Annotated in this window: 22 protein-coding genes; 11 read left to right on the top strand and 11 right to left on the bottom strand. The window is 68.2% G+C overall.

Annotation, left to right across the window (positions count from 1 at the left end; translation table 11 throughout):
* Positions 1-265: 265 nt before the first annotated feature.
* Genes AC3A5Z_RS11075 through ccmI form a run of 3 tightly spaced genes read right to left on the bottom strand, consistent with a single transcriptional unit; the run spans position 266 to position 2213 of the window.
* Positions 266-496, bottom strand: a complete 231-nt coding sequence (locus AC3A5Z_RS11075) for a DUF1289 domain-containing protein (RefSeq protein ID WP_487519395.1) — start codon at positions 494-496, stop codon at positions 266-268.
* Positions 493-975, bottom strand: coding sequence for a Holliday junction resolvase RuvX (gene ruvX / locus AC3A5Z_RS11070; RefSeq protein WP_487519394.1), 483 nt, complete (start codon positions 973-975; stop codon positions 493-495). Before ruvX ends, AC3A5Z_RS11075 begins: the two co-directional genes overlap by 4 nt.
* Positions 972-2213: a c-type cytochrome biogenesis protein CcmI gene (ccmI, locus tag AC3A5Z_RS11065; protein ID WP_487519393.1), complete on the bottom strand. Its 1242-nt coding sequence runs from the start codon at positions 2211-2213 to the stop codon at positions 972-974. The genes ruvX and ccmI overlap by 4 nt, the downstream gene beginning before the upstream one ends.
* A gap of 230 nt (positions 2214-2443) precedes the next feature.
* Between ccmI and AC3A5Z_RS11060 the strand changes: the two genes are divergently transcribed.
* From AC3A5Z_RS11060 to AC3A5Z_RS11035, 6 genes are all read left to right on the top strand, one after another.
* Entirely contained in the window at positions 2444-3691 is a 1248-nt protein-coding gene (locus AC3A5Z_RS11060) for a sarcosine oxidase subunit beta family protein (protein ID WP_487519392.1), read from the top strand.
* Between the two features lie 91 nt (positions 3692-3782).
* Positions 3783-4151 carry an MFS transporter gene (locus tag AC3A5Z_RS11055; protein ID WP_487519391.1) on the top strand — a complete coding sequence of 123 codons (369 nt, stop codon included), beginning with the start codon at positions 3783-3785 and terminating at the stop codon, positions 4149-4151.
* 39 nt (positions 4152-4190) lie between these two features.
* Complete coding sequence (locus AC3A5Z_RS11050) at positions 4191-4514, top strand: sarcosine oxidase subunit delta (RefSeq protein WP_107663643.1); 324 nt, start codon at positions 4191-4193, stop codon at positions 4512-4514.
* Positions 4511-7504 (top strand): sarcosine oxidase subunit alpha family protein, encoded by a 2994-nt coding sequence (locus tag AC3A5Z_RS11045; protein ID WP_487519390.1) that lies wholly within the window; start codon positions 4511-4513, stop codon positions 7502-7504. The genes AC3A5Z_RS11050 and AC3A5Z_RS11045 overlap by 4 nt, the downstream gene beginning before the upstream one ends.
* Positions 7497-8063: a sarcosine oxidase subunit gamma gene (locus AC3A5Z_RS11040; protein ID WP_487519389.1), complete on the top strand. Its 567-nt coding sequence runs from the start codon at positions 7497-7499 to the stop codon at positions 8061-8063. Before AC3A5Z_RS11045 ends, AC3A5Z_RS11040 begins: the two co-directional genes overlap by 8 nt.
* 305 nt (positions 8064-8368) lie before the next feature.
* Positions 8369-8968: a superoxide dismutase gene (locus tag AC3A5Z_RS11035; protein ID WP_444666435.1), complete on the top strand. Its 600-nt coding sequence runs from the start codon at positions 8369-8371 to the stop codon at positions 8966-8968.
* 47 nt (positions 8969-9015) lie between these two features.
* Here the strand turns inward: AC3A5Z_RS11035 and AC3A5Z_RS11030 are convergent, their stop codons facing one another.
* Both AC3A5Z_RS11030 and AC3A5Z_RS11025 read right to left on the bottom strand, forming a co-directional pair.
* Positions 9016-9627: a DedA family protein gene (locus tag AC3A5Z_RS11030; protein WP_487519388.1), complete on the bottom strand. Its 612-nt coding sequence runs from the start codon at positions 9625-9627 to the stop codon at positions 9016-9018.
* A 93-nt stretch (positions 9628-9720) separates the two neighbouring features.
* The gene (locus tag AC3A5Z_RS11025; RefSeq protein WP_487519387.1) at positions 9721-10275 is read right to left on the bottom strand and encodes an LOG family protein; all 555 of its coding nucleotides are present in this window, start codon (positions 10273-10275) and stop codon (positions 9721-9723) included.
* 102 nt (positions 10276-10377) lie between these two features.
* Here AC3A5Z_RS11025 and AC3A5Z_RS11020 point away from each other — a divergent pair, with 102 nt between their 5' ends.
* The 5 genes from AC3A5Z_RS11020 to der all read left to right on the top strand — a co-directional run bounded on the left by AC3A5Z_RS11020 (position 10378) and on the right by der (position 17370).
* Positions 10378-11724 carry a LysM peptidoglycan-binding domain-containing protein gene (locus AC3A5Z_RS11020; RefSeq protein ID WP_487519386.1) on the top strand — a complete coding sequence of 449 codons (1347 nt, stop codon included), beginning with the start codon at positions 10378-10380 and terminating at the stop codon, positions 11722-11724.
* 134 nt (positions 11725-11858) lie between these two features.
* Complete coding sequence (locus AC3A5Z_RS11015) at positions 11859-13643, top strand: ABCB family ABC transporter ATP-binding protein/permease (RefSeq protein ID WP_487519604.1); 1785 nt, start codon at positions 11859-11861, stop codon at positions 13641-13643.
* 155 nt (positions 13644-13798) lie between these two features.
* On the top strand, positions 13799-14446 hold the full coding sequence (locus tag AC3A5Z_RS11010) for a hypothetical protein (protein WP_487519385.1): 648 nt from the start codon (positions 13799-13801) through the stop codon (positions 14444-14446).
* Positions 14447-14487: 41 nt separating this feature from the next.
* A complete protein-coding gene (locus AC3A5Z_RS11005; protein WP_487519384.1) occupies positions 14488-15846 on the top strand; it encodes an outer membrane protein assembly factor BamB family protein in 1359 nt (452 codons plus the stop codon).
* Between the two features lie 57 nt (positions 15847-15903).
* Positions 15904-17370, top strand: a complete 1467-nt coding sequence (der, locus tag AC3A5Z_RS11000; protein ID WP_487519383.1) for a ribosome biogenesis GTPase Der — start codon at positions 15904-15906, stop codon at positions 17368-17370.
* 64 nt (positions 17371-17434) lie between these two features.
* On the opposite strand, the gene AC3A5Z_RS10995 is transcribed toward der, so the two are convergent.
* The 6 genes from AC3A5Z_RS10995 to miaA form a co-directional block, all read right to left on the bottom strand.
* On the bottom strand, positions 17435-19531 hold the full coding sequence (locus AC3A5Z_RS10995; RefSeq protein WP_487519382.1) for a dipeptide ABC transporter ATP-binding protein: 2097 nt from the start codon (positions 19529-19531) through the stop codon (positions 17435-17437).
* Between the two features lie 91 nt (positions 19532-19622).
* Positions 19623-20777, bottom strand: a complete 1155-nt coding sequence (locus tag AC3A5Z_RS10990) for an ABC transporter permease (protein ID WP_487519381.1) — start codon at positions 20775-20777, stop codon at positions 19623-19625.
* Between the two features lie 9 nt (positions 20778-20786).
* The gene (locus tag AC3A5Z_RS10985) at positions 20787-21863 is read right to left on the bottom strand and encodes an ABC transporter permease (protein WP_487519380.1); all 1077 of its coding nucleotides are present in this window, start codon (positions 21861-21863) and stop codon (positions 20787-20789) included.
* A gap of 108 nt (positions 21864-21971) precedes the next feature.
* Positions 21972-23609, bottom strand: a complete 1638-nt coding sequence (locus tag AC3A5Z_RS10980) for an ABC transporter substrate-binding protein (protein WP_487519379.1) — start codon at positions 23607-23609, stop codon at positions 21972-21974.
* Between the two features lie 211 nt (positions 23610-23820).
* Positions 23821-24618: an AraC family transcriptional regulator gene (locus tag AC3A5Z_RS10975; protein WP_487519378.1), complete on the bottom strand. Its 798-nt coding sequence runs from the start codon at positions 24616-24618 to the stop codon at positions 23821-23823.
* A gap of 112 nt (positions 24619-24730) precedes the next feature.
* Entirely contained in the window at positions 24731-25609 is an 879-nt protein-coding gene (miaA, locus tag AC3A5Z_RS10970) for a tRNA (adenosine(37)-N6)-dimethylallyltransferase MiaA (protein WP_487519377.1), read from the bottom strand.
* Positions 25610-25639 lie beyond the last annotated feature (30 nt).

Raw genomic sequence — 25639 nt, 5'->3', positions numbered from 1 at the left:
CCCCTTGCGCGGCCTTGCCAGGCCTAGGCCGTCCCCGGTCTCTCATATCCCGGCGACGCTCCTGGCCCTTCCGTTCCTCCTCGCCCAGATACGCCCGACGGAGGCGCCTTTGCCAGACAGGGGCGCGGGATCACCGTCTCTTGCGCCTCCGGCTGAGTTTTTGGACAAAGAAGAAGCGCCGCGAGGAAGTATCTTCCGTGGCAACGCCGGACGCGGGGGCTCGATGCCCCCGGGGACGGCACCCCCGGCCGGAATCAGCTTGGGGTCAGCGGTCGAGACGTCCGGCGCGGCCGCCGCGGCGGCGGGCGAGGCGGGGCTCGCGGGACGGCAGGTCGGCCATCACGTCGCGCCGCGCCTCCGGGCTCAGCCGCGACCAGGCCGAGATTTCCTCGATGGTGCGGAAACAGCCGAGGCAAAGCCGTTCCTCGGGATGGATCACGCAGAGCTTCACGCAGGGGCTCTCGATCTCGTCCCGCTGCCAGAGGTCGTCCTTCACCCGTCGCTCTCCCGCTTCATGTGGCCCAGACGGTCCAGCACGCCCTGCAGGATATACCCGGCGGCGACGTGATCGATGACCTCTTTGCGGCGTTTGCGAGACGTATCCGCCTCGATCAGCGCCCGCTCGGCGGCGACGGTGGACAGCCGCTCGTCCCAGAAGCCGATCGGCAGGTCGGTCAGCCGCGACAGGTTGCGTGCGAAGGCCCGCGTCGCCTGCGCCCGCGGCCCTTCGGAGCCGTCCATGTTGCGCGGCATGCCCAGCACCAGCCCCACGATGCCGCGCGCCTTGACCACCTCCAGCAGCTTCGCCGCATCCTCGGTGAACTTGGTGCGGCGGATGGTCAGCAGCGGCGTCGCGATGCCGCGGCGCAGGTCGGAGACGGCGACGCCGACCGTCTTCTCTCCGAAGTCGAGCCCGGCGATGGCGCCTTGGGCGGGCAGGGCTTCGAGGAAGCCGCGGATGTCGTCGGTGCTCATTCGACCGCCACCCCGGCCCGTTCGCCGGCGCTGCGGATCAGTGCCAGATCCTCGCTGCGGCCCTCGAAGCGGGTCAGCGCCTCGGCATAGATCGCCGTCGCACGGTCGGTCTGGCCCAGCACGCCATAGGCGCCGATCAGCCGCGCCCATTCATCCGCGGTGCCGCCCTCGGTCGCCAGCCGCTGGTTGAGCTGGGTCACCATGCCCTCGATCATCGCGGTGCGGTCGGCCTCGTTCATGCCGGCGGCGGCCTCGACATCCGCGGCCGAGGGGCCGGGGGTGGCCGCGGGCGGCTCGTATTGCACCCCGGCGCGGGTGGCGAGGCTGCCGATCTGGGCGCGCAGCGGCTCGAACCAGGGATCGTCCGGCGAGGAGCTTTCCAGCAGGCCGCGCCAGAGCCGGAAGGCCATGTCGGGCCGCCCGGTCTGCGCCAGCATCATGCCGGAGTAGTAGCGTGCCGTGCCGTTCTCGGGATCGCGCTGCAGCGCTGCGGTCAGCGCGGCCTCGGCCTCGGGCGAGACGACACCGCCGGCGGCGAGGATCATCAGCTCGGCCTGCGCCGCGTGATCCTCGGCGCTGTCCTCGGGTGCGGTCAGCGCGATGACCTGCGCCTGCGCGGCATAGGCGGCGGCGAAATTGCCCAGCGCCGCCTCGTTGCGCGCCAGAAGCTTCTGGCCCTGCACGTCGCTCGGGCGCTCGGTGACGGCGGTGCGCAGCCGCTCCATCAGCTCGAGGAACTTCGGGTCGACCCCGTCCGGCAGATCGGGCTGCGGCAGGGCGGTGGTGAACTCGGCCTCCAGTGCCGCTTGCCCCGGGCGGTCGCGATAGGCGGCATCGGCATCGGCGATCCGCGCGGCCATCGGCATGTCGGGATAACCCGGCGCGCCGAGCACCCAGTAGCCGGCGAAGGCCCCCGCCGTCAGCACCACGACCAGAGCCACCCCGGCCAGCGAGATCCGCCCCGGGCCGCGCCCGTCGTCGGATGCCCCGACCATCGCCCGGTCGGCGTCGAGCACCCGGCGCGACACCTCGGCGCGCAGCCGCTCGGCATCCTCGGCGCCGATGATGCCGCGGGCCAGGTCGCGGTCGACCTCGCGCAGCTGGTCGCGGTAGACGCGCATGTCATAGGCGGCGGCGGGTTCGGCGCTGTGGGCCGCGCGCAGCAGCGACATGATGAGGATCGCAGCGACACCGATCCCGATCAGCGCCGTCACCACCCAGAATATCCCGATTGCCATGCCTGCTCCCACCTCTGGCCCGCGCTCGAAGGGCGTCGGTTCCCCATGTAAGCCGTGATGCGCCGGGGCAAAAGGCCCAATGCGCGCCCTGCGCCGCCGACGCAGCCGTGGAGCGACGGTGCCGTGAAGGGCGATGTCGCATTTGTCCCGATTGTGCCGCTTGCGGGTGCGGTTATAACGCGCCGCCGTTCCAGAAGGCTGGGACAAGGCCCGCCACGGGGAGTCGGCTCATGAAACGTTACTCAGTCTTTGCCATCGCCCGCGAGGCGCTTCGCCAGCACACGGGGTGGGAGCGCGCCTGGGCCTCGCCGCTGCCGAAAAAGAACTATGACGTGATCGTCGTCGGCGCAGGCGGCCACGGGCTCGCAACCGCCTATTATCTTGGGAAGAATTTCGGCATCACCAATGTCGCGGTGATCGAGAAGGGCTGGCTCGGCGGCGGCAACACCGGGCGCAACACCACCATCATCCGCTCGAACTACCTGCAGGACCCCTCGGCCGCGATCTACGAGAAGGCGCGCAGCCTCTACGAGACGCTGAGCCAGGAGTTGAACTACAACGTCATGTTCAGCCCGCGTGGCCTGCTTATGCTGGCCCAGACCCATCACGAGGTTCGCGGCTATCTGCGCACCGTCCATGCCAACACCCTTCAAGGTGTCGTGACCGAGTGGATCGGGCCGGAGCAGGTGAAGAAGCTGGTGCCGATCATCAACATCGACGGGCCGCGCTATCCGGTGCTCGGCGCGCTCTATCAGGCGCGCGGCGGCACTGCGCGGCACGACGCGGTGGCCTGGGGCTATGCGCGGGCCTGTTCCGACATGGGCATGCACATCATCCAGCAATGCGAGGTGAAGGGCGTCACGCAGGAGAACGGCGTGGTGACCGGGGTGGAGACCACCAAGGGCCACATCGGCACGAAGAAGCTGGCGATCGTCGTCGCCGGTCACTCGGGCCAAGTGGCCGAGATGGCGGGCTTTCGTCTGCCGGTGGAGGCGGTGGCGCTGCAGGCGCTGGTCTCCGAGCCGATCAAGCCCTGCATGGATGTCGTGGTCATGGCCAATACCGTGCACGGCTACATGAGCCAGTCCGACAAGGGCGAGATGGTGATCGGCGGCGGCACCGACAGCTTCAACAACTACACCCAGCGCGGCTCCTTCCATCACATTGAAGAAACCTTGCGCGCGCTGATCGAGACCTTCCCGATGATCAGCCGCCTCAAGATGCTGCGGCAGTGGGGCGGCATCGTCGACATGACCGGCGACCGCTCGCCCATCCTGTCGAAGACCCCGCTCGGCAACTGCTTCATCAACTGCGGCTGGGGCACCGGCGGCTTCAAGGCGATCCCGGGCTCCGGCTGGGCGATGGCCGAGCTGGTCGCCACCGGCCAGCCCGGCCCGCTGACCGCCGCCTTCGGCATGGAGCGATTCCGCGAGGGCCGCTTCATCGACGAATCGGTCGCCGCCGGGGTGGCGCACTGATGCTCACCCCCATGCCCCCGCGCTACCGTGTCGCTTTGACGCCGACCGCCCATGCGGTATCTCCTGAGCACAACTCCATGGAGATGGCCGCATGTTCTCTTTCATCGACGACATTCCTTCGGCCGAGCAGATCAAGGCTCGGGTGCGGGACGACATCAAGAAATACAAAATCGACGAGTATGTGCGCAACGCCCGCCTCGTTCAGACGGCGAACCGCCTCTACAACGACGAAGAGCTCAAGATCAATCCGGTCGCCTGGATCTGGAAACGCTGGCCTTCGCTCGGTGACATGGCGCAGTGGCGCATCGTCGGCTTCTCCAAGCGGCACAAGGTCGCCATCGCCGGGTTCTGCGCCGGGGCGGGGATGCTGCTCGTCCTCAACGGGGTGGTCATCGCCGGCAACTTCGGCGGCGCCTCCGACGACGCCTCGAACCAAACCATCGTCTACCCGAACCTCTGACCGGAGCGCCGCGCTCCGGCCCTGCCGGAGCGCCTGCGCATGCTGATCCTCGAATGTCCCTATTGCGGCGTCAAAGCCGAAGAGACCGAACTGAGCCCCGGCTATGAGGCGCATCTGAAGCGGTACGGGCCGGGCGCGTCGGATGACGAGTTCGAATCCTACATGTTCGCCCGCAAGAACCCCAAGGGGGTGCATTTCGAGCGCTGGCGCCATGTCTACGGCTGCGGCAAGTGGTTCCTCGCCGCGCGCTGCACCGCGACGCTCGAAGTCTTCGGCACCTATCCCGCACAGACCTCGGCCCCGCCGCCCGATCTGATCGAGGCTATCAAGGCGAAACGACCGGGCTGGGAGGGCTACAAATGAGCGCACGTCTGGCAAAGGGTGGCCGGCTGATCGACCGCAGCAAGGCCCACCGCTTCACCTTCAACGGCAAATGGATGCGCGGCTTCGAGGGCGACACGCTCTCGGCGGCGCTGCTGGCCAACGACCAGATGCTGGTCGGCCGCAGCTTCAAGTATCACCGCCCGCGCGGCATCGTGGCCTCGGGCCCGGAAGAGCCGAACGGTCTGGTGAACCTCGGCAAGGGCGAGCGGCTGGAGCCGAACCAGCGCACGACCACGACCGAACTCTTCGACGGGCTGACGGCGGAAAGCCAGAACCACTGGCCCTCGCTGGAGAACGACATCGGCGTGGTGAACAACTACGCCGCGCGCTTCCTGCCGGCGGGGTTCTACTACAAGACCTTCCTCCAGCCGCGCGCGGCCTGGAAGCATGTGTTCGAGCCGATCGTGCGCCACTCGGCCGGTCTGGGCAAGGCGCCCAAGGACCGCGACGCCGACCGTTACGAGCAGGCCTATGCCTTCTGCGACGTGCTGGTGATCGGCGGCGGCGTGGCGGGTCTGCAGGCGGCGCTGGTCGCCGGGCGCTCCGGCGCGCGGGTCATGCTCCTGGAGCAGACCGCGCATTGGGGCGGCCGCGCCCCGGTGGACGGGGTGGAGATCGACGGCCAGCCCGCCGACGCCTGGGTGAAGACCACGGTGCAAGCCCTTGAGGCGATGGAGAATGTCACCCTGCGCGTCCGCTGCATGGGGGCAGGGGTCTATGACCACGGCTATGTGCTGGCCGACGAGAAGGTGGCCGACCATACCCCCGGCGACGGGCGGCCGAAGCACCGGCTCTGGCGCATCCGCGCCGGCAGGATCATCGCCGCCACCGGCGCCATCGAACGCCCGCTGTCCTTTGCCGGCAACGACATCCCCGGCGTCATGCTCGCTGCGGCGGTGCGCGACTATGTGGTGAACTTCGCCGTCTCGCCGGGCGACCGCACCGTGGTCGTGACCAACAACGACGACGCCTATCGCACCGCCATCGCGCTGCATCAGGCCGGGCTCTCCGTGCCGGTGATCCTCGACGCCCGGCTTACCGCCACAGGGGCGCTGCCGGAACAGGCCCGCAAGCTGGGCATGAGGGTCGAGACCAATCGCGCCATCGCCATGGTGCAGGGCGGCAAGCGGGTGAAACGCGTCTCGATCTGCGCCCAGGCCGGCGAGGGCGCCGTGCTGGAAGAGATTGCCTGCGAGGCCGTCGCCATGTCGGGCGGCTGGTCGCCGGTGGTGCATCTCTGGAGCCACTGCGGCGGCAAGCTGATCTGGGACGAGACCACCGCCTGTTTCCGCCCCGACGCCGCCCGCCCGCCGCTGAACCACGACGGCTCGGCCATGGTGATCGCCGCCGGCGCCGCCAACGGCGCGCTGCTCGCCGCCGACACGCTGGCCGACGCCCACCGCGCCGGCGAGGCCGCCACGACGCCCGCGGGCGAGGCGCCCAAGGCCACCGCTGCCGAGGAAGCGCCGATGGAGGCCGTCTGGCTGATGCCGCAGGCCGCGCCGGTCAAGCTGCGCGCCAAGGCCTGGCTCGACTACCAGAACGACGTGAAGGTGTCGGACGTGCAACTCGCCGCCCGCGAGGGCTACGAGTCGGTGGAGCATACCAAGCGCTACACCACGCTGGGCATGGCAACCGATCAGGGGAAGCTCAGCAACATCAACGGTCTGGCCGTGCTTGCTGATGCGTTGAATGAACATATCCCGCAGGTCGGCACCACCACCTTCCGCCCGCCCTACACGCCCGTCACCTTCGGCGCACTGGCTGGCGAGGCGCGCGGAGAGATCTTCCAGCCGCTGCGCCGCACCCCGATGCATGACTGGCACGACGCCCACGGCGCCTATTGGGAGCCGGTCGGCCTCTGGCGTCGGCCCTATTGCTACACCCAGGGCGGCGAGAGCCACGAGAAATCCGTGCATCGCGAAGTGCTGAACGTGCGCAACAATGTCGGGCTGCTCGATGCCTCGACGCTGGGCAAGATCATCGTCAAGGGCCCCGACGCGGGCCGCTTCCTCGACATGCTCTACACCGGCGTCATGTCGACGCTGCCGATCGGCAAGTGCCGCTACGGGCTGATGTGCAACGAGAACGGCTTCCTCTCCGACGACGGCGTGGTCGCCCGGATCGACGAGGATACCTGGCTCTGCCACACCACCTCGAGCGGCGCCGACCGGATCCATGCGCATATGGAAGACTGGCTGCAATGCGAATGGTGGGATTGGCAGGTCTGGACCGCCAATGTCACCGAGCAATATGCCCAAGTCGCCGTCGTCGGCCCGAACGCGCGCAAGCTGCTGGAAAAGCTTGGCGGGATGGATGTCTCGAAAGAGACGCTGCCCTTCATGCAATGGGCCGATGGCACGCTGGGCGGCTTCCGCGCCCGGGTCTACCGGATCAGCTTCTCGGGCGAGTTGAGCTACGAGATTGCCATCCCCGCCAGCGAGGGCCGCGCCTTCTGGGAAGCCTGTCTGGGGGCGGGCGCCGAGTTCGGCGTGATGCCCTACGGCACCGAGGCGCTGCATGTGCTGCGCGCCGAGAAGGGCTTCATCATGATCGGCGACGAAACCGACGGCACGGTGATCCCGCAGGATCTCGGCCTCGGCTGGGCGATCTCCAAGAAGAAGGCCGACTACCTTGGCAAGCGCGGGCAGGAGCGCAGCTTCCTCACCGACCCCGACCGCTGGAAGCTGGTGGGGCTGGAGACGCTCGACGGCTCGGTGATCCCCGATGGCGCCATCGCCGTGGCCGAGGGCAAGAACGCCAACGGCCAACGCAACACCCAAGGCCGCGTCACCTCCAGCTACCACTCGCCCACGCTGGGCAAGGGCATCGCCATGGGCCTCGTGCTGCGCGGGCCCGACCGGATGGGCGAGGTGCTGGACTTCCCCAAGATCGGCGGCGGCTCGGTGAAGGCGCGGATCGTCGATCAGGTATTCTACGACAAGGAGGGGGCGAAACAGAATGTCTAAGCTCATCACCCCGATCAGCGCGCTCGGCAATGCGCGCTACGACGGCTTCGCCGCAATCCGCGAGATCGGCCCGACCGGCATGATCACCCTGCGCTGCAAGCAGGACGTGGCGGCGCTTCCCGGCGCGCTGCAGGCCTGCATGGGCCTCGGCCTGCCCGAGAAGCGCCGCATCCTGACCGAAGGCCAGCGCAGCATCGGCTGGATGGGCCCGGACGAGCTGTTGCTGATCCTGCCCTATGCCGAGGTGGCGGCGATGATCGCCGCGCTGGCCGAGGCGCTGAAGGGCGAGCATGTGCTGGTCGTCGACGTCTCCGACGCCCGCGCCATGTTCCGCATCGAGGGCGAGCGGGCCACCGAGGTGCTGGCCAAGCTGTGCCCCGTCGATCTGCCCGGCCTCGCCCCGGGCGAGCTGCGCCGCACCCGTGCGGCACAGGTTCCGGCGGCGCTGTGGCAGGACGAGGCAGGCTTCACCCTCGTCGGCTTCCGCTCGGTCGCGGGCTATCTCATGGGTCTGCTGACCCATTCGGCCATGCCGGGCTCGCAACTCTTCCCCGCCTGATCCCTCCGCCCCGAAGCATCGAAGGCCGTCCCGACACGCGGGGCGGCCTTTTCCGTTCCGCCCGACGCCTCGAATCGTCGCCCGCCGAAGCCCGCCGCCGGACGCAAGAAGCCGGGCAGGGCGCCCGCCGCTGCCGCAGCGGAAACTTCGCCCGCCGATCGTCCGCCCCACGCCGGAAAAACCCCAGCGCGACAAGCCTTTCCCCGCCGAGGCTGCGACACGCCGTCACCGCGGCCCCTTGACCTTCCGGGTCCCAGCCCTCTTATTGACCTGATTGATTTCCCTTCGAGAGACAGGAGCGCCCGATGGCTTTCACCCTTCCCGATCTTCCCTATGCGCATGACGCGCTGGCATCCCTCGGCATGTCGAAGGAAACGCTCGAGTATCACCACGACATCCACCACAAGGCCTATGTCGACAACGGCAACAAGCTGATCGCCGGAACCGAATGGGAAGGCAAATCGGTCGAAGAGATCGTCAAGGGCACCTACCAGTCCGGCGCCGTGGCGCAGAACGGCATCTTCAACAACGCCAGCCAGCACTGGAACCACGCCCAGTTCTGGGAGATGATGGGCCCGAACCAGACCTCCATGCCGGGCGAGCTGGAAAAGGCGATCACCGAAAGCTTTGGCTCGGTCGACAAGTTCAAGGAAGACTTCTCCGCCGCCGGTGCGGGCCAGTTCGGCTCGGGCTGGGCTTGGCTGGTGAAGGACAAGGACGGCTCGCTCAAGGTCACCAAGACCGAGAACGGCGTGAACCCGCTCTGCTTCGGCCAGACCGCACTTCTGGGCTGCGACGTCTGGGAGCACAGCTATTACATCGACTTCCGCAACAAGCGCCCGGCCTATCTCACCAACTTCCTCGACAAGCTGGTGAACTGGGAGAACGTCGCTTCGCGCATGTGATCCGGCGCCCCGCGCACAGGAAAGGCCGCCTCCGGGCGGCCTTTTCCTTATTCCTCCAGCGGGACGCGGCGGCGATAGGTGGCGACCCGCCACAGATACCAGCCGACCAGCCCGATCACGACCAGCGTCGCCACCGGGTTCACGATGCCCGAGACCGCCTCGTATTGGCTCTCCAGCAGATAGCCCGCCACCGCCAGCAGCGTGACCCAGAAGGCGCTGCCCAGCGTGGTGTAGAAGGTGAACCGCAGCAGCGGCATCCGCGCCACGCCCGCCGGCACCGAGACGAAGGTCCGCACCGTCGGGATCATCCGCCCGATCAGCACCGCCCCCGCGCCATGCCGCGCGAACCAGGCGTTGCCCTTGTCGATATCCTCGGGAGACACCGCCATCCAGCGCCCGTGCCGCCGCGCAAGCTCGCGCAGCCGGCGCGCCCCGAGCCTGCGCCCGACCCAATACCAGAAGAGCGCCCCCGCCACCGCGCCGACAGTCCCCGCGAGGATCATCACCCAGAGGCTCGCGCCGCCGCCCGCCGCGATGAAGCCGGCAAGCGGCATCACCAGCTCGGAAGGGATCGGCGGAAACACGTTTTCCAGCAGCATGAGCAGCGCCACGCCCAGCGCGCCGATGCTCTCGATCAGCTTGGTAATCCAGTCAAACATGCACGACTCCCTCTGCCTGCGGCCCAACGGAACAGCGGCCAGCCGGTTCCCTTCGGGCAAAGGCGGCGGTTTCCCGCCGGGGCCGGGCGCGCGTCAGCCCAGCGCCGCGCGCAGCCGTTCGCCAAGTGCCGCGACATCGGGCACCGCGACGAAATAGTCGCGCATGCTTCCTTCGGCGTAGCCCTCCCTGATCGAATGGTCGATCAGGGCCAGCAGCGGTTGCCAGTAGCCTTCGGTATCCAGCAGGAGGATCGGCTTTTCATGCAGCCCGATCTGGCGCCATGTCAGCACCTCGAAGAATTCGTCGAGCGTCCCGGCGCCGCCCGGCAATACGACGATGGCGTCGGAATTCATGAACATCACCTTCTTGCGCTCATGCATGTCCTCGGTGACGACGAACTGCCCCAGATCGCGCCGACCCTGCTCGCGGGCCAGCAAATGCGTGGGGATCACCCCCATCGTGCGCCCGCCCGCCGTCATGGCGCTGCGCGCGACCTCGCCCATCAGGCCCACGTCGCCCGCGCCATAGACCAGCCGCCAGCCCTGCGCCGCGATGAGCGTGCCGGTCTCGCGCGCGGCGGCGACATAGGCGGGTCTGGACCCGGGGCGGGAGCCGCAGAAGACGCAGACGGAACGAAGCTGGGACATTGCCAATCACCCTGAAAATTTGTTGCGTCTGGCAGTGATATCGGGGTTCCTGTAACAAGGACAAGCAGGTGCCGCAGAGGGCACCGCCAAAGGACGATGCAGATGTCGGGTTGGAGCACATTGGGGATGGGGGCGCGGGCCGCCCTGCTGGCCGGAGGTGCTGCTTTCGTGGCAGGGGCCAGCTATGTCGGCTGGAGCCTGATGCAGCCCCCGCCACCGCCGCCCTCGGCCACCGCCGCCGTCCAGCCCGCCCCGGCGCCAGTGCCGCCGCCGGTCAAGACCCCGGCCAAGCCCGCGCCCACCGCGCTGCCCGCGCCGAGCGCCCGCGCCAAGCCCGAACCGCCGCCGCCGCCCGGTCCGGCCTCGCGCACCGCCGCTGCCGAGCCCTCCGCCGCGCCGCCGAAGCCGACCGAGCTCACGCCCACGCCGCCCAAGGTGCTGATCGACCATCCCGAGCCCGCCTTCGACGTGGTGCGGGTGGAGACCGATGGCTCGGCGCTGGTGGCAGGGCGGGCGGTGCGCGGCACCACCGTGACGATCCTGCTCGACGGGCAGGAGCTCCAGACCACCATCGCCGATCCGACCGGGCGTTTCGCGGCCCTGCTCGACCTTGTGCCCGACGGCAAGCCGCATCGGGTGACGCTGCGCATGGCGATGTCGGATGGCCAACAGATCCTCTCGGCGGAAAGCGTGCTCATCGCCCCGCTGACCCCCGCCGCCGACCTCGCCGATGCCGACGCGCCGCCCGAGGCGCCGACGGCGCTTCTGGTCAGCGAGACGGGCGTGCGGGTCATGCAGCCCGAGGGCGAGGATGTCACCGTCGCGGTGACCGAGGTCACCATCGACACCATCGCCTATGCCGCCGATGGCGCGGTGCTGCTGTCGGGGCGCGGTCTCGCCGGGGATTACGTCCGGATCTATCTCGACAATGCCGAGAAGGCGACGGTGCCGATCGGCGCCGACGGCACATGGTCCACCAGCCTGCCGCTGGTGGCGCCCGGTCTCTACACGCTGCGCGCCGACCAGCTGAAGGCCAGCGGCGATGTCGCGGCCCGCTTCGAGACGCCATTCAAGCGCGAGACCGACGAGACCATCGCCGCCGCGATGCAGGCGCGGGGCGATCTGCCGCCCCCGGCGCAAAGTGGCGCTCCCGCCACGCCCGCTCCCGTCGCGGGCGAGGGCGCGCCCGGTCTGGCCACTGCCCCGGATGCCGCCCCCGCGCTCGCCGCCCCCGGCGCACCCGCGCTCAACGCCGCTGCCGACACGCCGGCAGGCGGGCCGATCACCGTCACCGTCCAGCCCGGCTTCACCCTCTGGCGCATCGCGCAGGAGAACTTCGGCAATGGCGTCCTCTATGTGCAGGTCTACGAGGCCAACCGCGATCGCATCCGCGACGCCGACCTGATCTACCCCGGTCAGGTCTTCACCCTGCCGTCACGCACAGACTGAGCGCGGGGCTCTGCAGCCCGGCCCTCTGGCCTTTGCCCGCCGGAGGGCATAGGTAGGGCGGTCAGCGGAGAGCCAGCATGCGCGATATGAAACCCCGAGAAAAGCCCGGTCCCCAACCCGTCATCCCGCCCGAGATGAGCGGCTGGGAGACGATGAAGCGCATGGCGCCCTATCTCTGGCCCAAGGGTCAGACATGGGTGAAGCGCCGCGTTATCCTCGCGATGATGGCGCTGGTGGTCGGCAAGATCATCTCGGTGCTCACGCCCTTCTTCTACAAGGCCGCCGTCGATGCGCTGGCGGGCGAGGCGCCTTCGGCCTCGGCGCTGCTCGCCTTCGGCGCGATCGGCCTGACCATCGCCTATGGCGTGGCGCGGCTCAGCTCGGTGGCCTTCGGCGAGCTGCGCGACGCGATCTTCGTCCGCGTCGGCCAGCGCGCCCTGCGGCAGCTGGCACTGGAGACCTTCACCCATATCCATCGCCTGTCGATGCGCTACCACATCACCCGTAAGACCGGCGGTCTCAGCCGGATCATCGAGCGCGGGGTGAAGGGCGTCGATTTCCTGCTGCGCTTCATGCTCTTCTCCATCGGGCCGCTGTTCCTCGAGCTGACGATGGTCTCGATCCTCTTCGCGGTGCTCTTCGGCTGGCAATACATGGCGGTCGTGGTCATCACGATCACCGTCTACATCCTCTTCACCTTCAAGGTCACCGAATGGCGGGTGAAGATCCGCCGCGAGATGAACGATCAGGATACCGACGCCAACCAGAAGGCCATCGACTCGCTCCTGAACTTCGAGACGGTGAAATACTTCGGCGCCGAGACCCGCGAGGCGGGGCGCTATGATTCCGCCATGGCACGCTACGAGACCGCGGCGGTGAAGACCGGCCAGTCGCTCGCCTTCCTCAACGCGGGCCAGACCTTCCTCATCACCACCGGCCTCGTTCTGGTCATGGTGATGGCCGCGCAGGGCGTGCAATCGGGGGCGCTGACCGTCGGCGATTTCGTCATGGTCAACGCCTACATGATCCAGATCACTCTGCCGCTAGGCTTCCTCGGCACGGTCTACCGCGAGATCCGGCAGGCGCTGGTCGACATGGGCCAGATGTTCGGCCTCCTCGGCCAGCCCGCCGAGGTGAAGGACAAGCCCGGCGCGCCCGCACTCAAGGTGGCGGGTGGCGAGGTGGTCTTCGACACCGTGCAGTTCGGCTACGACCCCGAGCGCATCATCCTCAAGGGCATCAGCCTGACGGTCGCCGCGGGCGAGACGGTGGCGCTGGTCGGCCCCTCCGGCTCGGGCAAGTCGACCATCGGCCGGCTGCTCTTCCGCTTCTACGACGTGAACGGCGGGGCGGTGCGGATCGACGGGCAGGATCTACGCGACGTGACGCAGGATTCGCTCCATGCCCAGATCGGCGTGGTGCCGCAGGATACTGTGCTCTTCAACGACACGGTGTTCTACAACATCGCCTACGGCCGCCCCGAGGCCAGCCGCGAGGAGGTCGAGGGCGCCGCGCGTGCCGCCAAGATCCACGACTTCATCAAGGCGCTGCCCGAGGGCTACGAGACCAAGGTGGGCGAGCGCGGGCTGAAGCTGTCGGGGGGCGAGAAGCAGCGCGTCGGCATCGCTCGCACGCTCCTGAAGAACCCGCCGATCCTGCTCTTGGACGAGGCGACCTCGGCGCTCGACACCCAGACCGAGCGCGACATCCAGGACAGCCTGAAGGAGATGGGGCAGGGCCGCACCGTCATCACCATCGCGCACCGGCTCTCGACCATCGCCGACGCCGACCGGATCGTGGTGCTGGAGGAGGGCCGCATCATCGAGGAGGGGCGCCACGAGGTCCTTCTGGCCCAAGGCGGACGCTATGCCGCCATGTGGGCGCGCCAGTCCTCCGAGGAAGAGGAAGAGGCGGCCTGACAAGGCTGCCTCTCCGGCAAGGGCTGGGCGCCACGCGGAAATTCCGCCAGCGCCCACCCGCCGGTCTGCCCGCCGTCTTCGCCCCGTGACGGGTCCGGGGCTTGGCAAGCCCTTGGGCTTGCGTGTAAGACGGGGCAAGTGAATGGGAGAAGACCTTGAGCAACCCCGACAGCTTCATCGACGAGGTGACCGAAGAGGTCCGCCGCGAACGCCTGTTCGGCTATTTCCGCAGATACGGCTGGATCGGCATCCTCTTCGTGCTGCTGATCGTCGGGGGCGCCGGCTACACCGAGTGGAAGAAGGCCAGCACCGAGGCTGCCTCGCAGCAGTTCGGCGACGCCGTCCTGACTGCGCTCGACGAGGAAACGCCCGAGGCGCGCCGCACGGCCCTCGCCGCGGTGGATGCGACCGGCGCCCGCGCCGGGGTGCTCGACCTGCTGCTCGCCTCCGACCCGACCAGCGACCGCGCCGCGGCCCTCGCCGCGCTGGAACAGGCGTCGGCCGACGCGGCCCTGCCGCAGAGCTACCGCGATCTCGCGGTGCTGCGCCGGGTGATCGTCGCCGGGGCCGAGCTGCCGGTGCCGGACCGCCGCGCGCTGCTCGATGGCATCTCCGCGCCCGGGCGGCCATTCCGCCCGCTGGCGCTGGAGCAGGCGGCCTACCTCTCGATCGAGGCGGGCGAGACCGAGGCCGCGATCACGCAACTCCGCGCCCTGACCACCGATCAGGAAGCACCGGCAGGCTTGCGTCAGCGCGCCCAACAGATGATTGTTGCCCTCGGTGGGGAAACCGCTGCCGGCTGAGGCGGGCGGCGGACAGGTGAAACGGACGGGCAGGGCATTTCATGACGGCTTTCACGGTAAAGCGGAACGCGGCGCTGACGGGTCTGGCGCTCTTTGCCTTCCTCGCGGCCTGCGAAAAGGAAGTCATCCTGCCGGGTGAGCGTTTCGACACGCGCACCCCGCTCGAGGCAAGCATCCCGACCGCCGCCGATCCCACGCCGACCGATCCGGCCAACCAGCGGCGGAACACCAGCCTGCCGATCTCGCTGCCCGCAGTCACCGCCAATGCCGACTGGACCCAGCGCGGCGGCGTGCCGAGCCACCTTGCGCCGCATGGCCAGCTGTCCGCAGCGCCGGTCAAGGCCTGGAGCGTGAACATCGGCGCCGGCGACAGCCGCCGCAATCGCATCTCCGCTGCCCCCGTTGTCGGCGGCGGGCGCATCTTCACCATCGACGCCAAAGCCACCCTGCAGGCCACCTCCACCGGCGGTCAGGTGCTCTGGACCGCCGATCTCGCCCCGCCGAACGACCGCTCCAGCAGCATCTCCGGCGGCGGGCTCTCCTATGGCGGCGGGCGGATCTATGCGACCACCGGCTATGGCGAGCTGATCGCGCTCGATCCCGCCAGCGGCGGCGTGCTCTGGCGGCAGGAACTCGGCGCCCCGGCCACCGGCGCGCCCACCGTCGAAGACGATCTCGTCTATGTCGTCGGCCGCGACAGCTCGGCCTGGGCGGTTGAGGCGGGCAACGGCCGCGTGCGCTGGCAGATCCCCGGCACGCCTTCGGTGGCCGGCATGATCGGCGGCGCGGCACCGGCCGTCAGCGGCAGCACCGTGCTCTTCCCCTTCGCCAGCGGCGAGGTGATGGCCGCACTGCGCGAGGGCGGCGTGAAGCTCTGGAGCAAGACCGTCGCCGGCAACCGTCTGGGCCGCGCCTATACCATCATCGGCGACGTGACCGGCGATCCGGTGGTGTCGGGCTCTGTCACCTATGCGGGCACGGCGGCGGGCAAGACCGACGCCTTCGCCACCGCCTCGGGCGACCTGCTGTGGAGCGCCGATGAAGGTGCGCTCGGCCCGGTCGTGGTCGCGGGCGGCTCGGTCTTCCTCATCTCCGACGAGGCGCGTCTCGTCCGGCTCGACGCCGAGACCGGCGAGCCGATCTGGGCGGTCGACATGCCCTATTTCACCAGGGAAGCGCCGAAGCGTCGCAAGGCGATCTACGCCCATTACGGCCCGGTCCTCGCCGGTGGCCGTCTGGCGGTCGCCTCCTCCGACGGGCTGCTGCGCTTCTTCAGCCCGGTCAACGGCGCGCTGGTCGGTAGCGTCGAGATCCCGGGCGGTGCCGCGACCCAGCCGGCTCTGGCAGGCGGGACGCTCTACGTCGTTGCCGGCAACGGCCAACTTCACGCTTTCCGCTGACGCCTTGCTCGTGTAGGACAGCGGGCTTGACGTGACCAGACGCCCCCGGAGGGCCATATGAGCTTTACCCTTGCCATTGTCGGACGCCCCAACGTCGGCAAGTCCACCCTGTTCAACCGCCTCGTGGGCCGCAAGCTCGCGCTGGTGGACGACCAGCCCGGGGTGACGCGCGACCTGCGCGAGGGGGATGCCAAACTCTTCGACCTGCGCTTCACCGTGATCGACACGGCGGGGCTGGAGGAAGTGACCGACGACTCGCTGCAGGGCCGCATGCGCCGCCTGACCGAGCGCGCGGTCGACATGGCCGATATCTGCCTCTTCCTGATCGACGGCCGCGTCGGCGTGACCCCCTCGGACGAGGTCTTCGCCGAGATCCTGCGCAAGAAGAACGCCCATGTCATCGTCGGCGTGAACAAGTCCGAAGGCAAGGCGGGCGATGCCGGCGCCATCGAGGCCTGGAGCCTCGGGCTCGGCGATCCGGTCCGGCTCTCCGCCGAACATGGCGAGGGGATGGACGACCTCTACCACATCCTGCGCCCGATCGGTGAGGGCTTCCGCGAACGCGCCGAAGCCGACGCCCCGGTGGTCGATGTCGACGTGACCGAGGAGGAGGCCGAGCTCGAGGCCGATCCCGACGCGCACAAGCCTTCGCTCGCGAAGCCCTTGCAGATCGCCGTCATCGGTCGCCCGAACGCCGGGAAATCCACGCTGATCAACAAGATCCTCGGATTCGACCGCCTTCTTACCGGCCCCGAGGCGGGCATCACCCGCGATGCGATCTCGGTCAAGACCGACTGGATGGGCACGCCCACCCGGATCTTCGACACGGCGGGGATGCGCAAGAAGGCGCGGATCAACGACAAGCTGGAAAAGATGTCGGTCTCCGACGGTTTGCGCGCCGTGCGCTTTGCCGAGGTGGTCGTCGTGCTGCTCGATGCCGAGATTCCCTTCGAACAGCAGGATCTGCGCATCGCCGATTTCGCCGAAACCGAAGGCCGTGCCGTGGTGATCGCGGTGAACAAATGGGATCTCGAGGACGAGAAGCAGGAAAAGCTGACCGAACTGCGCGAGATGTTCGGCCGCCTTCTGCCGCAGCTGCGCGGCGCGCCGATGGTCACCGTCTCGGCCAAGACCGGCAAGGGTCTGGACCGGCTGAACGCCGCCATCCTCAAGGCACATGACGTCTGGAACCGCCGCATCCCGACGGCGCGGCTCAACACCTGGCTCGGCGCCATGGTCGAGGCGCATCCGCCACCGGCCCCGGGCGGGCGCCGCATCAAGCTGCGCTACATGACGCAGGTGAAGACCCGGCCGCCGGGCTTCATCGTCATGTGCTCGCATCCGGAACAGATGCCCGAAAGCTACAAGCGCTATCTGGTGAACGGGCTGCGCGACCATTTCGACATGCCCGGCACGCCAATCCGGCTGACGCTGCGCGGGCAGGGCGACAAGAACCCCTTCAAGGGCCGCCACTTCTCGACCCCCTCGCGGCTGCGCAAGCACCTCGGCAAGGGCGATTACTGAGCGTTTTCCCGGCTTGAACCGATGACCGGCGGCGCCCCAAGCGCCGCCGTTTCGCTGTGCGGCGCTACTCAGCCGCGATGGTGATCACCGGCTCCATGCCGCGCAGGATCTCGTCCCAGAGATGGCACTTGATCTGGTGGCCGCTCTCCAGCGTCTTCAACGGCGGCACCACCGTGTCGCAGAGGTTGCCCGGCACCTGTGCCTTCCAGCGGCAGCGGGTCTGGAACGGGCAGCCCGGCGGCGGGTTCATCGCCGAGGGAATATCCCCCTCCAGCACGATCCGCTTCTTCTTCACCCGCGTGTCGGCGATCGGCACCGCCGACAGCAACGCCTCGGTATAGGGGTGGTAGGGCGGCGAGAACACCTGATCCGTCGTCCCCAGTTCGACCACATGGCCGAGATACATCACCATCACCCGGTCGCTGAGATAGCGCACGATCGACAGGTCATGGCTGATGAACAGCAGCGTCGTCTTGTTCTTGCGCTGGATCTCCATCAAGAGGTCGGTCACCGCGGCCTGCACAGAAACGTCCAGCGCCGAGACCGGCTCATCCGCCACCACGATCTTCGCCCCGCCGGCAAAGGCCCGGGCGATGCCCACCCGCTGCTTCTGCCCGCCCGACAGCTGACGCGGCATCCGGTCGGCGAAGGCGCGCGGCAGCTTCACGAGGTCCAGCAGCTCCAGCATCCGCGCCTTGCGGGCGGCATCGTCGGCGCCTTCCTGAAAGATCTCCAGCGCCCGGATGATCTGCCGCCCCACGGTCATCGAAGGGTTCAGCGTGTCGAACGGGTTCTGGAACACCATCTGCACCGAAGACACGGTATCGGTGGACCGTTTTTCGATCGGCGTGTCCTGGATGTCCTGATTGTAGAGAAAGATCTTGCCCGAGGTCGCCGTCTCCAGCCCCATCAGCACCTTGGCGAAGGTGCTCTTGCCGCAGCCCGATTCTCCGACGATGGCCAGCGTCTCGCCCTCGCGCGCCTCGAAACTCAGCGTCTCGTTGGCCTTCACCACCTTCGTGCTGCCGCCGCCGAAGGCCCCGGAAGAGACGTTGTAGTATTTCCGCAGATCCTCCATCCGCAGCACCACATCGCCGACCGGCGTCTTCTCCACCGTCTTCGGCGCCTTCAAGGGCGCGTCCCAGTCGATCTCCTCGAACCGCAGGCAGCGCGTCGCGTGGCGGTCGCCCTCCGGCACCGCCAGCATCGGGATCTCCTGCGCGTCGCAGAGCCCTTTCTTGAAATAGTCGCAGCGCGGGCCGAAGTTGCAGCCCGGCGGGCGTTCATGCGGCAGGGGGAAGTTGCCGGGAATCGCCACCAGCGGCCGCGTCGTCTTGTCAGCCCCCGGCAGCGGGATCGAGCGGAACAGCGCCTGCGTGTAGGGGTGGCGCATCTCGTCGAAGACCTCCTCGACATTGCCGGTCTCCACCGCCTCGCCGGAATACATCACGCAGAGCCGGTCGCAGACATCGAGCACCAGCCCGAGGTTGTGCGAGATGAACAGCATCGACGTGCCGTATTTCTCGCCCAGATCCTTCACCAGATCGACGATCCCCGCCTCCACCGTCACGTCGAGCGCGGTGGTCGGCTCGTCGAGGATCAGCAGCGCCGGCTTTGACATCAGCGCCATGGCGATGACGATGCGCTGCTGCTGCCCGCCCGAGAGCTGATGCGGATAGGCCTGCAGGATGCGGTCCGGGTCGGGCAGGCGCACATCGGCCACGATCTGCCGCGCCAGCGCCCAGGCCTCCGCCTTGCCCATGTCGCGGTGGATCATCGGAACTTCAGCGAGTTGCGCGCCGATCTTCATCGCCGGGTTCAGCGAGGCCATCGGCTCCTGATAGATCATCGCGATTTCCGAGCCGCGGATATGGCGCAGCTCCTCCTCGCTCATTGTGGTCAGGTCACGGCCCTTGAAGCGGATGGTTCCGCCGACGATCCGTCCGTTCTTGCCCAGATCGCGCATCACGCCCAGCGCCACCGTGGATTTGCCGCAGCCCGATTCCCCCACCAGCCCCATCGCCTCGCCCGGCATCACCGTGCAGGAGAAGTCCATCACCGCCGGGATCTCCCGCAGCCGGGTGAAGAAGGAGATCGACAGGTTCTCGATCTCGAGGATCGGTTTCGAGTTGTCCCAGATCTGCGTGTCCAAGTCTTGCATGGTCAGCCTCGCGCTTGGGTCGGACGGAGCCGGGGGCCAGCCCCCGGACCCCCGGGATATTTTTCGACAGAAAATGAGGGGAGGGCGCGCATCAGTCCCTCAGGCTTTCTTCGCGCAACCCGTCGGCCAGCAGGTTGAGGCCGAGGACAAGGCTCATCAGCGCGAGGGCCGGGACGATGGCCGGGTGCGGGTAGATCGCCAGCAGGCGGCGGCCATCGTCGATGGTCGAGCCCCAGTCGGGCGATTCAGGGCTGACGCCGAGGCCGAAGAAGCCCAATGTGCCCAAGAGGATCGTGGTGTAGCCGATGCGCAGGCAGAAATCGACGATCAGCGGGCCGCGGGCGTTGGGCAGGATTTCCCAGAGCATGATGTACCACGGCCCCTCGCCGCGGGTCTGCCCCGCCGCCACATAGTCGCGCGCCTTCAGATCCATGACGATGCCGCGCACGATGCGGAACACCGTGGGCGCGTTGACGAAGACCACCGAGACGAAGACGTTCAAGAGGTTCGGGTCCATCGACCAGACGCCGAGCGGATCGGCATTGAAGGCGAGGCCGGAATAGGCCCAGAGCCCGAGCACCAGAGTGATCCCGACATAGAGGTTGCGGCGTTTCGGATCGGTGAAATAGCGGCTGTTCCACAGCACGGTGAAGAAGATCACCGGGAAGATGAACAGCACCGCCGCGAGGATCACCGGAATCCCCGTCACCCGGATCTCGGGCGTGACGAGCAGGTAGAACAGCAGGATCACCGGGAAGGCCAGCACGAGATTGGCGAGAAAGCTGATCGCCGTGTCGAGCTTGCCGCCGAAATAGCCCGCGGGCAGGCCGAGCGTGATGCCGACCATGAAGGCGAAGGTGGTGGCGGCAGGTGCGATGGCCAGCACCCGCCGCGCGCCCATCACCATCCGGCTGAACACGTCGCGCGCCAGACTGTCGCCGCCCAGAAGGTAGTAAGCGCCGTCCACCCCGGGCACCGGGGTGCCGGGCAGCTTGTTCTTCAGCCCCGAGAGCTGCGCCAGCGGGTCGAAGGTGATGATCATGTCGGCGAAGAGCGCGGTGAACACCCAGAACATCACGATGCCGAAGCCGACCATGCCGATCGGACTGTCGAACAGCTTGCCATAGAGACCGAGCCTGCGGCGGAAGGTGATCGAGAGCGCGAAGGTCGTGGCCAGTGCGATCCAGACCGGCCAGAACTGCCAGGCCATGCGGGCGAGGATCTGGCCCCAGGAAAGTTCGTCCATCAGGGTTCCTTACGCGAGCCGGATGCGGGGATTGAGGAAGACATAGCCGATGTCGGAGATGAGCTGCGTGACCAGCACCACCAGCACCGCCACCACCGAGCAGGCGAGCAGCAGCTCGATGTCGTTGTTGCTGGCCGCCTGCACCAGCGTCCAGCCGAAGCCCTTGTAGTTGAACAGGGTCTCGACGATGACGACGCCGTTCAGGAGCCAGGGGAACTGCAGCATGATGACGGTGAAGGGCGCGATCAGCGCGTTCCGCAGCGCGTGGCGCATGACCACCTGACGGAAGCCAACCCCCTTCAGCCGCGCGGTGCGGATGTATTGCTGGGTCATCACCTCGGTCATCGAGGCGCGGGTCATCCGGGCGATATAGCCGATGCCGTAGAGCGCGATGGTGATCACCGGCAGGGCGAAGTTCCAGAAGGTGATCTGGTCCATCGCGCTGGTGGCGGTGCCGAGGAACAGCGTCCGCCCCTCGATCCAGCCCCAGTCGGCGAGAATCGGCGACAGCCCTGCTGTGGCCGAGCCGAAGGCCGCGATCAGCACCACGCCCGAGACATATTCCGGCGTCGCGGTCGAGGCGATGGCCGCGGTGGAAAGCACCCGGTCGGTGCGCGAGCCCTCGCGCATCCCCGAGAGCACGCCCAGCAGGAGCGCGGTCGGCACCATGACGATCATCACCCAGAGCATCAGCCAGGCCGTCGCCCCGAGGCTGCGGCCGATCACCTCGCTCACCTCGGTGCGGAACACGCTGGAATAGCCCCATTCGCCCTGCAGCACCCCGCAGTAGCGCGGCGCGTCGGTCTGGCCGCTGGCAATGCAGCGCCCGCGGGCCTGGCCCTCCTCGGTGACCGTCCAGCCTGGCAGCACGCCCAGCCATTCGCCGTAGCGTTGCAGCACCGGCTGGCCGAAGCCGTTGCGCTCCAGCCAGCTTTCGACCTCGGCATCCGACATCCGGGCCGAGGCCTCGGATTTCGCCAGCTTCTCGAGGTTGGGCGGCAGGTTCGTCATGAAGAAGACGATGAAGGTCAGACAGAGCGCGGTCGCCAGCATGACGGCGAGACGGCGCAACACGAAGAAAAGCATGGCTCATCCTTTCCCGGACGGGGCGAAAGGAAAGGGGCGGGCACCCCCGGCGATCGTGTCGGAAACCCGGGGACGCCGCGGCGCCCCCGGTCTCACCTCAGATCCGCGTCACGCGTCGATCCACCACTTGTAGTGGTGATGCTCGAAGGTGGCATGGGTTTCGGCGCCCTTCACCTTCGGATCGTAATGCCGGAAGATCGAGCGCCAGTAGGGCTGGATCAGCACGCCCTGCTCCTGCATGATCTGCTCGACCCGCACCATCACTTCGCGGCGCTTGTCGGCATCGAGGATCGACATGGCCTTGGCCAGCTCGGCATCGAATTCCTCGTTCGAGAAGGCCGCCTCGTTCCAGGCCTCGCCGCTGCGATAGGCCAGCGCCAGGATCTGCACGCCGAGCGGGCGCATGTTCCACTCGGTGGCCGAGAAGGGGAACTTCAGCCAGTCGTTCCAGTAGGTCGAGCCCGGCAGCACCGTGCGCTTGATGTTGATTCCGGCGTCGCGGATCTGCGCGGCGATCGCGTCGCAGGTCGCGGCCTGCCAGGCATCGTCGAGCGAGACCAGATCGAATTCGAAATCGGCCCTGCCGGCCTCTTCCAGCAGCGCCTTGGCCCCGGCCGGATCGACCACCGGCGGCGGCAGTTCGGCATATTCGGGGTGGATCGGGCAGACGTGGTGGTTTTCGGCCACGGCGCCCAGACCGGAATAGCCGAGCTCCAGCACCACGGCATTGTCGACCGCCATGGTCAGCGCCTTGCGGACGCGCACATCCTTGTATTCCTCGGCATCCTGGTTGAAGCGCACCGCCAGCGTCGCCGCCGTCACCGCCTCCGACTTGGTCCAGCCCAGCGAGTCGAGGATGTCGATGAATTCGCCCACCGACTGATAGGTGGCGTCGATCTCGCCCGAGCCCGCCGCGGCCACCGCCGCCGAAGGATCGGAGCCGAAATCGATGTATTCGATCTTGTCGAGATAGGGCCCGCCGTAGACTTCGGTGCCCCACCACGTGTGGTCGGTGTTGCGCGCCAGCACCAGCCGCACGCCGATCTCGACGGTCTCCGGCAGGTAGGGGCCGGTCCCGACCGGGTTCACCGAGGGGTCACCGTTGTCGTAGCTCTGGTGCACCACCGCCGCCGGATAGTCGGCGAGGTTGGCGATCAGCGTGATGTCGGGGGCGGAAAGCTTCAGCGTCAGCGTCTGGTCGTCGACCACCGTCACCGCATCCGCGCGGATCTTCTTGGTCTCGCCATCCGACAGCGTCGCCATCCGCCCGGCCATCGAGTTGCCCTCGACCGTGCCGTCGCACCAGCGCTCGATGTTGTAGGCCACGTCCTGCGCGGTGAAGGCGTCGCCGTTGCTCCAGGTCACGTTGGGACGGATCCTGAACGTGTATTCGCTGGCGTCGTCATTCGCTTCCCAGCTTTCCAGGAGCATGCCGCGGAAGGTGCCGTCGTTGTTGTATTCGACCAGATACTCCAGCCAGCCGCGGGTGAAGTTGGCGATCTGCGACCAGTCGGCGGTGCGCGGGTCCTTCAGCGCCTTGGTCTCCATCTCCATGCGCAGCGTGCCGCCGGATTTGGCCTCCTGCGCCCGGGCGGCGGGAGCGGCGAGGCCCAGAAGCCCGTAGGCGGCGGTGCTCGCCAGCCCCAGCGCCGAGGCGCGGGTCAGGAATTCGCGACGGCTCATCGTGCCCGCGCGGACCTCGTCGGCGTAAAGCAGCGCGGCCGGATGCGTTGTATCGGTGGTCATGTCAGTCTCCCTGTGAGGCGTCCTTGTTTTTTACCCGCCCACTTTGCCGAAGATCGTGACCGACCTGCGACGCGTCTCGGTGAACGGCGCTTATGCGACACATTGCGCACTGTTTTCCCCGGGAGGTCAACGCCCGGATTCGGCATCCCGGCCCGTTTTCGCGACATCGCCCCGTGCGAGCGGCCCCGCAGGGCGGCAGGGCGACCCTGCGTCAGGGGGTGCGGCGGAAGGCCGAGGGCGATTTGCCGGTCATGTGCTGGAAAGACCGGGTAAAATAGGCAGGCGAGGTGAAGCCGAGACTGGCCGCGATCCGGCCCACCGGCATGTCGGTGTCGCAGAGAAGCTTGCGCGCCTCGAACAGCACCCGGTCGTGCAGCAGCGCCGAGGCGGGCCGCCCGCAGGTCTGTTTGCAGCAGCGCGTGAGATGGGTCGGCGTCACCCCCAGCGCCTCGGCGAAATCGCCCACGCCCATGCCGCTGCGGAACTCCTGTTCCAGGAGCGCCGCATAGCGCGCCACCAGCCGCCGCGTCGCATCGGGCGGGGCCGTCTCGGCGGCGACCCGCGCCACCTGCCGCTCCAGCCAGACCCCGAGCAGCCCCAGATAGTGATGCGCCGCCCGGTCATGCGCCGGGCTCGTGCTCTCCATCTCGCGGCCGATCATGTCGAGCGTCACGTTCAGCTCCTGCTGCACCGAATTCTCGCGGATGCGCAGGTGATGCGGCACCGACGGCAGCACGATGCCGCTCTCGCGTCCGAAGAACACCGCCGTCCCGAAGACCTGCGGCCCGACCTCGAAGCCGTGCATCACGCCTGCCGGAATGAAGATCGCGTTATGCGCGGTATAGCCCCGCGTCACCCCGGCAATGGTGATCCGGCCCTGACCCTTGGTGAACCACAGAAGCATCGGCTCCGAGATCGAGCGCATCGCCTCCACCCGCCAGCGCCCGCCTGCGGCCAGCCGGGGAATCGCGACGAGCCGCGCGGGCGAAGGCTGCACAAGATCTGGCATGTCGGTTGTCCCGCGTCGTTTCCCCTCCGACAGATAACCAGCCCGCGTTGCAAAGGCCAAAGCAAAAGATGCGCCCGCCCGGAAGATGGCGTGCGGGGTGTGGCGCGCGGCCTCAGGGCAGGGCCACCGCCTGCCAACCCTTCATCCGGTTGCGGAACCAGGTCCGCTGCCGCTTGGCATATTGCCGGCTGGCGATCTTGGCCAAGGCCACCGCCTCCGCCAGCGAGGTCTCGCCGCGCAGATGCGCCACCAGCTCCGGCGCGCCGATCGCGCGCGACGAGGGCAGGGTGGGTTGCCAGCCGGGCAGGGCGGCCCGCACCTCCTCCAGCCCGCCTCCCTCGATCATCGCGTCGAAACGCGCATCGATCCGCGCCCCGAGCCACTCCGGATCGGGCCTGAGCACCAAGGGCACCACATCGGCCAGCGGCAGCAGCGGCGGCTGCGCCCCGGCCTGCCAGGCGGCCAGCCCGCGCCCCGTGGTCCTCAGCACCTCCCAGGCCCGCTGCACCCGCGCCGGGTTCGCAAGGTCGATCCGCCCCGCCGTCGCCGCATCGAGCCCCGCCACCATCGCGGCCAGCCCTTCGCCGCCGAGCAGCGCATCGGCCTCGGCCCGCACCTCCGCCGGCACCTCCGGCACCTCGGCCAGCCCCTCGGTCAAGGCGGTGAAATAAAGCCCGGTGCCGCCGACGATCACCGGCCGCAGCCCCTCGGCCAGCACCGCGCCAAGCTCGCGCAGCCAGTGCCCCACCGAATAGGCCTTCTCGCGCCGGACATGGCCGTAGAGCCTGTGCGGCGCCCGTGCCTCCTCCGCCGCCGAGGGCCGGGCGCTCAGCACCCGCCAGCAGTCATAGACCTGCAGCGCATCGGCATTCACCACCACGCCGCCCGCCTCCTCCACCAGCCGCAGCGCCAGCCCCGACTTGCCCGAGGCGGTCGGACCGGCGATCAGCACCGGGCGCTCCTTCGGGATCCCGGCAAGCAGGTTTTCCATCGCTTCCTTCATCCTGGCCTAAATATCCCG

Source organism: Cereibacter sp. Soil_C_27 (genome assembly GCF_057657095.1).
The sequence above is the reverse complement of the archived record's forward strand: the minus strand, read 5'-3'. Positions and strand labels throughout refer to the sequence as shown.

Bases quoted from the DNA above. Each gene is read 5' to 3' on its own strand.
- ruvX (WP_487519394.1), bottom strand. From the start codon at position 975: ATGAGCACCGACGACATCCGCGGCTTCCTCGAAGCCCTGCCCGCCCAA.
- ccmI (WP_487519393.1), bottom strand. From the start codon at position 2,213: ATGGCAATCGGGATATTCTGGGTGGTGACGGCGCTGATCGGGATCGGT.
- AC3A5Z_RS11060 (WP_487519392.1), top strand. From the start codon at position 2,444: ATGAAACGTTACTCAGTCTTTGCCATCGCCCGCGAGGCGCTTCGCCAG.
- AC3A5Z_RS11055 (WP_487519391.1), top strand. From the start codon at position 3,783: ATGTTCTCTTTCATCGACGACATTCCTTCGGCCGAGCAGATCAAGGCT.
- AC3A5Z_RS11050 (WP_107663643.1), top strand. From the start codon at position 4,191: ATGCTGATCCTCGAATGTCCCTATTGCGGCGTCAAAGCCGAAGAGACC.
- AC3A5Z_RS11045 (WP_487519390.1), top strand. From the start codon at position 4,511: ATGAGCGCACGTCTGGCAAAGGGTGGCCGGCTGATCGACCGCAGCAAG.
- AC3A5Z_RS11040 (WP_487519389.1), top strand. From the start codon at position 7,497: ATGTCTAAGCTCATCACCCCGATCAGCGCGCTCGGCAATGCGCGCTAC.
- AC3A5Z_RS11035 (WP_444666435.1), top strand. From the start codon at position 8,369: ATGGCTTTCACCCTTCCCGATCTTCCCTATGCGCATGACGCGCTGGCA.
- AC3A5Z_RS11030 (WP_487519388.1), bottom strand. From the start codon at position 9,627: ATGTTTGACTGGATTACCAAGCTGATCGAGAGCATCGGCGCGCTGGGC.
- AC3A5Z_RS11025 (WP_487519387.1), bottom strand. From the start codon at position 10,275: ATGTCCCAGCTTCGTTCCGTCTGCGTCTTCTGCGGCTCCCGCCCCGGG.
- AC3A5Z_RS11020 (WP_487519386.1), top strand. From the start codon at position 10,378: ATGTCGGGTTGGAGCACATTGGGGATGGGGGCGCGGGCCGCCCTGCTG.
- AC3A5Z_RS11015 (WP_487519604.1), top strand. From the start codon at position 11,859: ATGAGCGGCTGGGAGACGATGAAGCGCATGGCGCCCTATCTCTGGCCC.
- AC3A5Z_RS11005 (WP_487519384.1), top strand. From the start codon at position 14,488: ATGACGGCTTTCACGGTAAAGCGGAACGCGGCGCTGACGGGTCTGGCG.
- der (WP_487519383.1), top strand. From the start codon at position 15,904: ATGAGCTTTACCCTTGCCATTGTCGGACGCCCCAACGTCGGCAAGTCC.
- AC3A5Z_RS10995 (WP_487519382.1), bottom strand. From the start codon at position 19,531: ATGCAAGACTTGGACACGCAGATCTGGGACAACTCGAAACCGATCCTC.
- AC3A5Z_RS10990 (WP_487519381.1), bottom strand. From the start codon at position 20,777: ATGGACGAACTTTCCTGGGGCCAGATCCTCGCCCGCATGGCCTGGCAG.
- AC3A5Z_RS10985 (WP_487519380.1), bottom strand. From the start codon at position 21,863: ATGCTTTTCTTCGTGTTGCGCCGTCTCGCCGTCATGCTGGCGACCGCG.
- AC3A5Z_RS10980 (WP_487519379.1), bottom strand. From the start codon at position 23,609: ATGACCACCGATACAACGCATCCGGCCGCGCTGCTTTACGCCGACGAG.
- AC3A5Z_RS10975 (WP_487519378.1), bottom strand. From the start codon at position 24,618: ATGCCAGATCTTGTGCAGCCTTCGCCCGCGCGGCTCGTCGCGATTCCC.
- miaA (WP_487519377.1), bottom strand. From the start codon at position 25,609: ATGGAAAACCTGCTTGCCGGGATCCCGAAGGAGCGCCCGGTGCTGATC.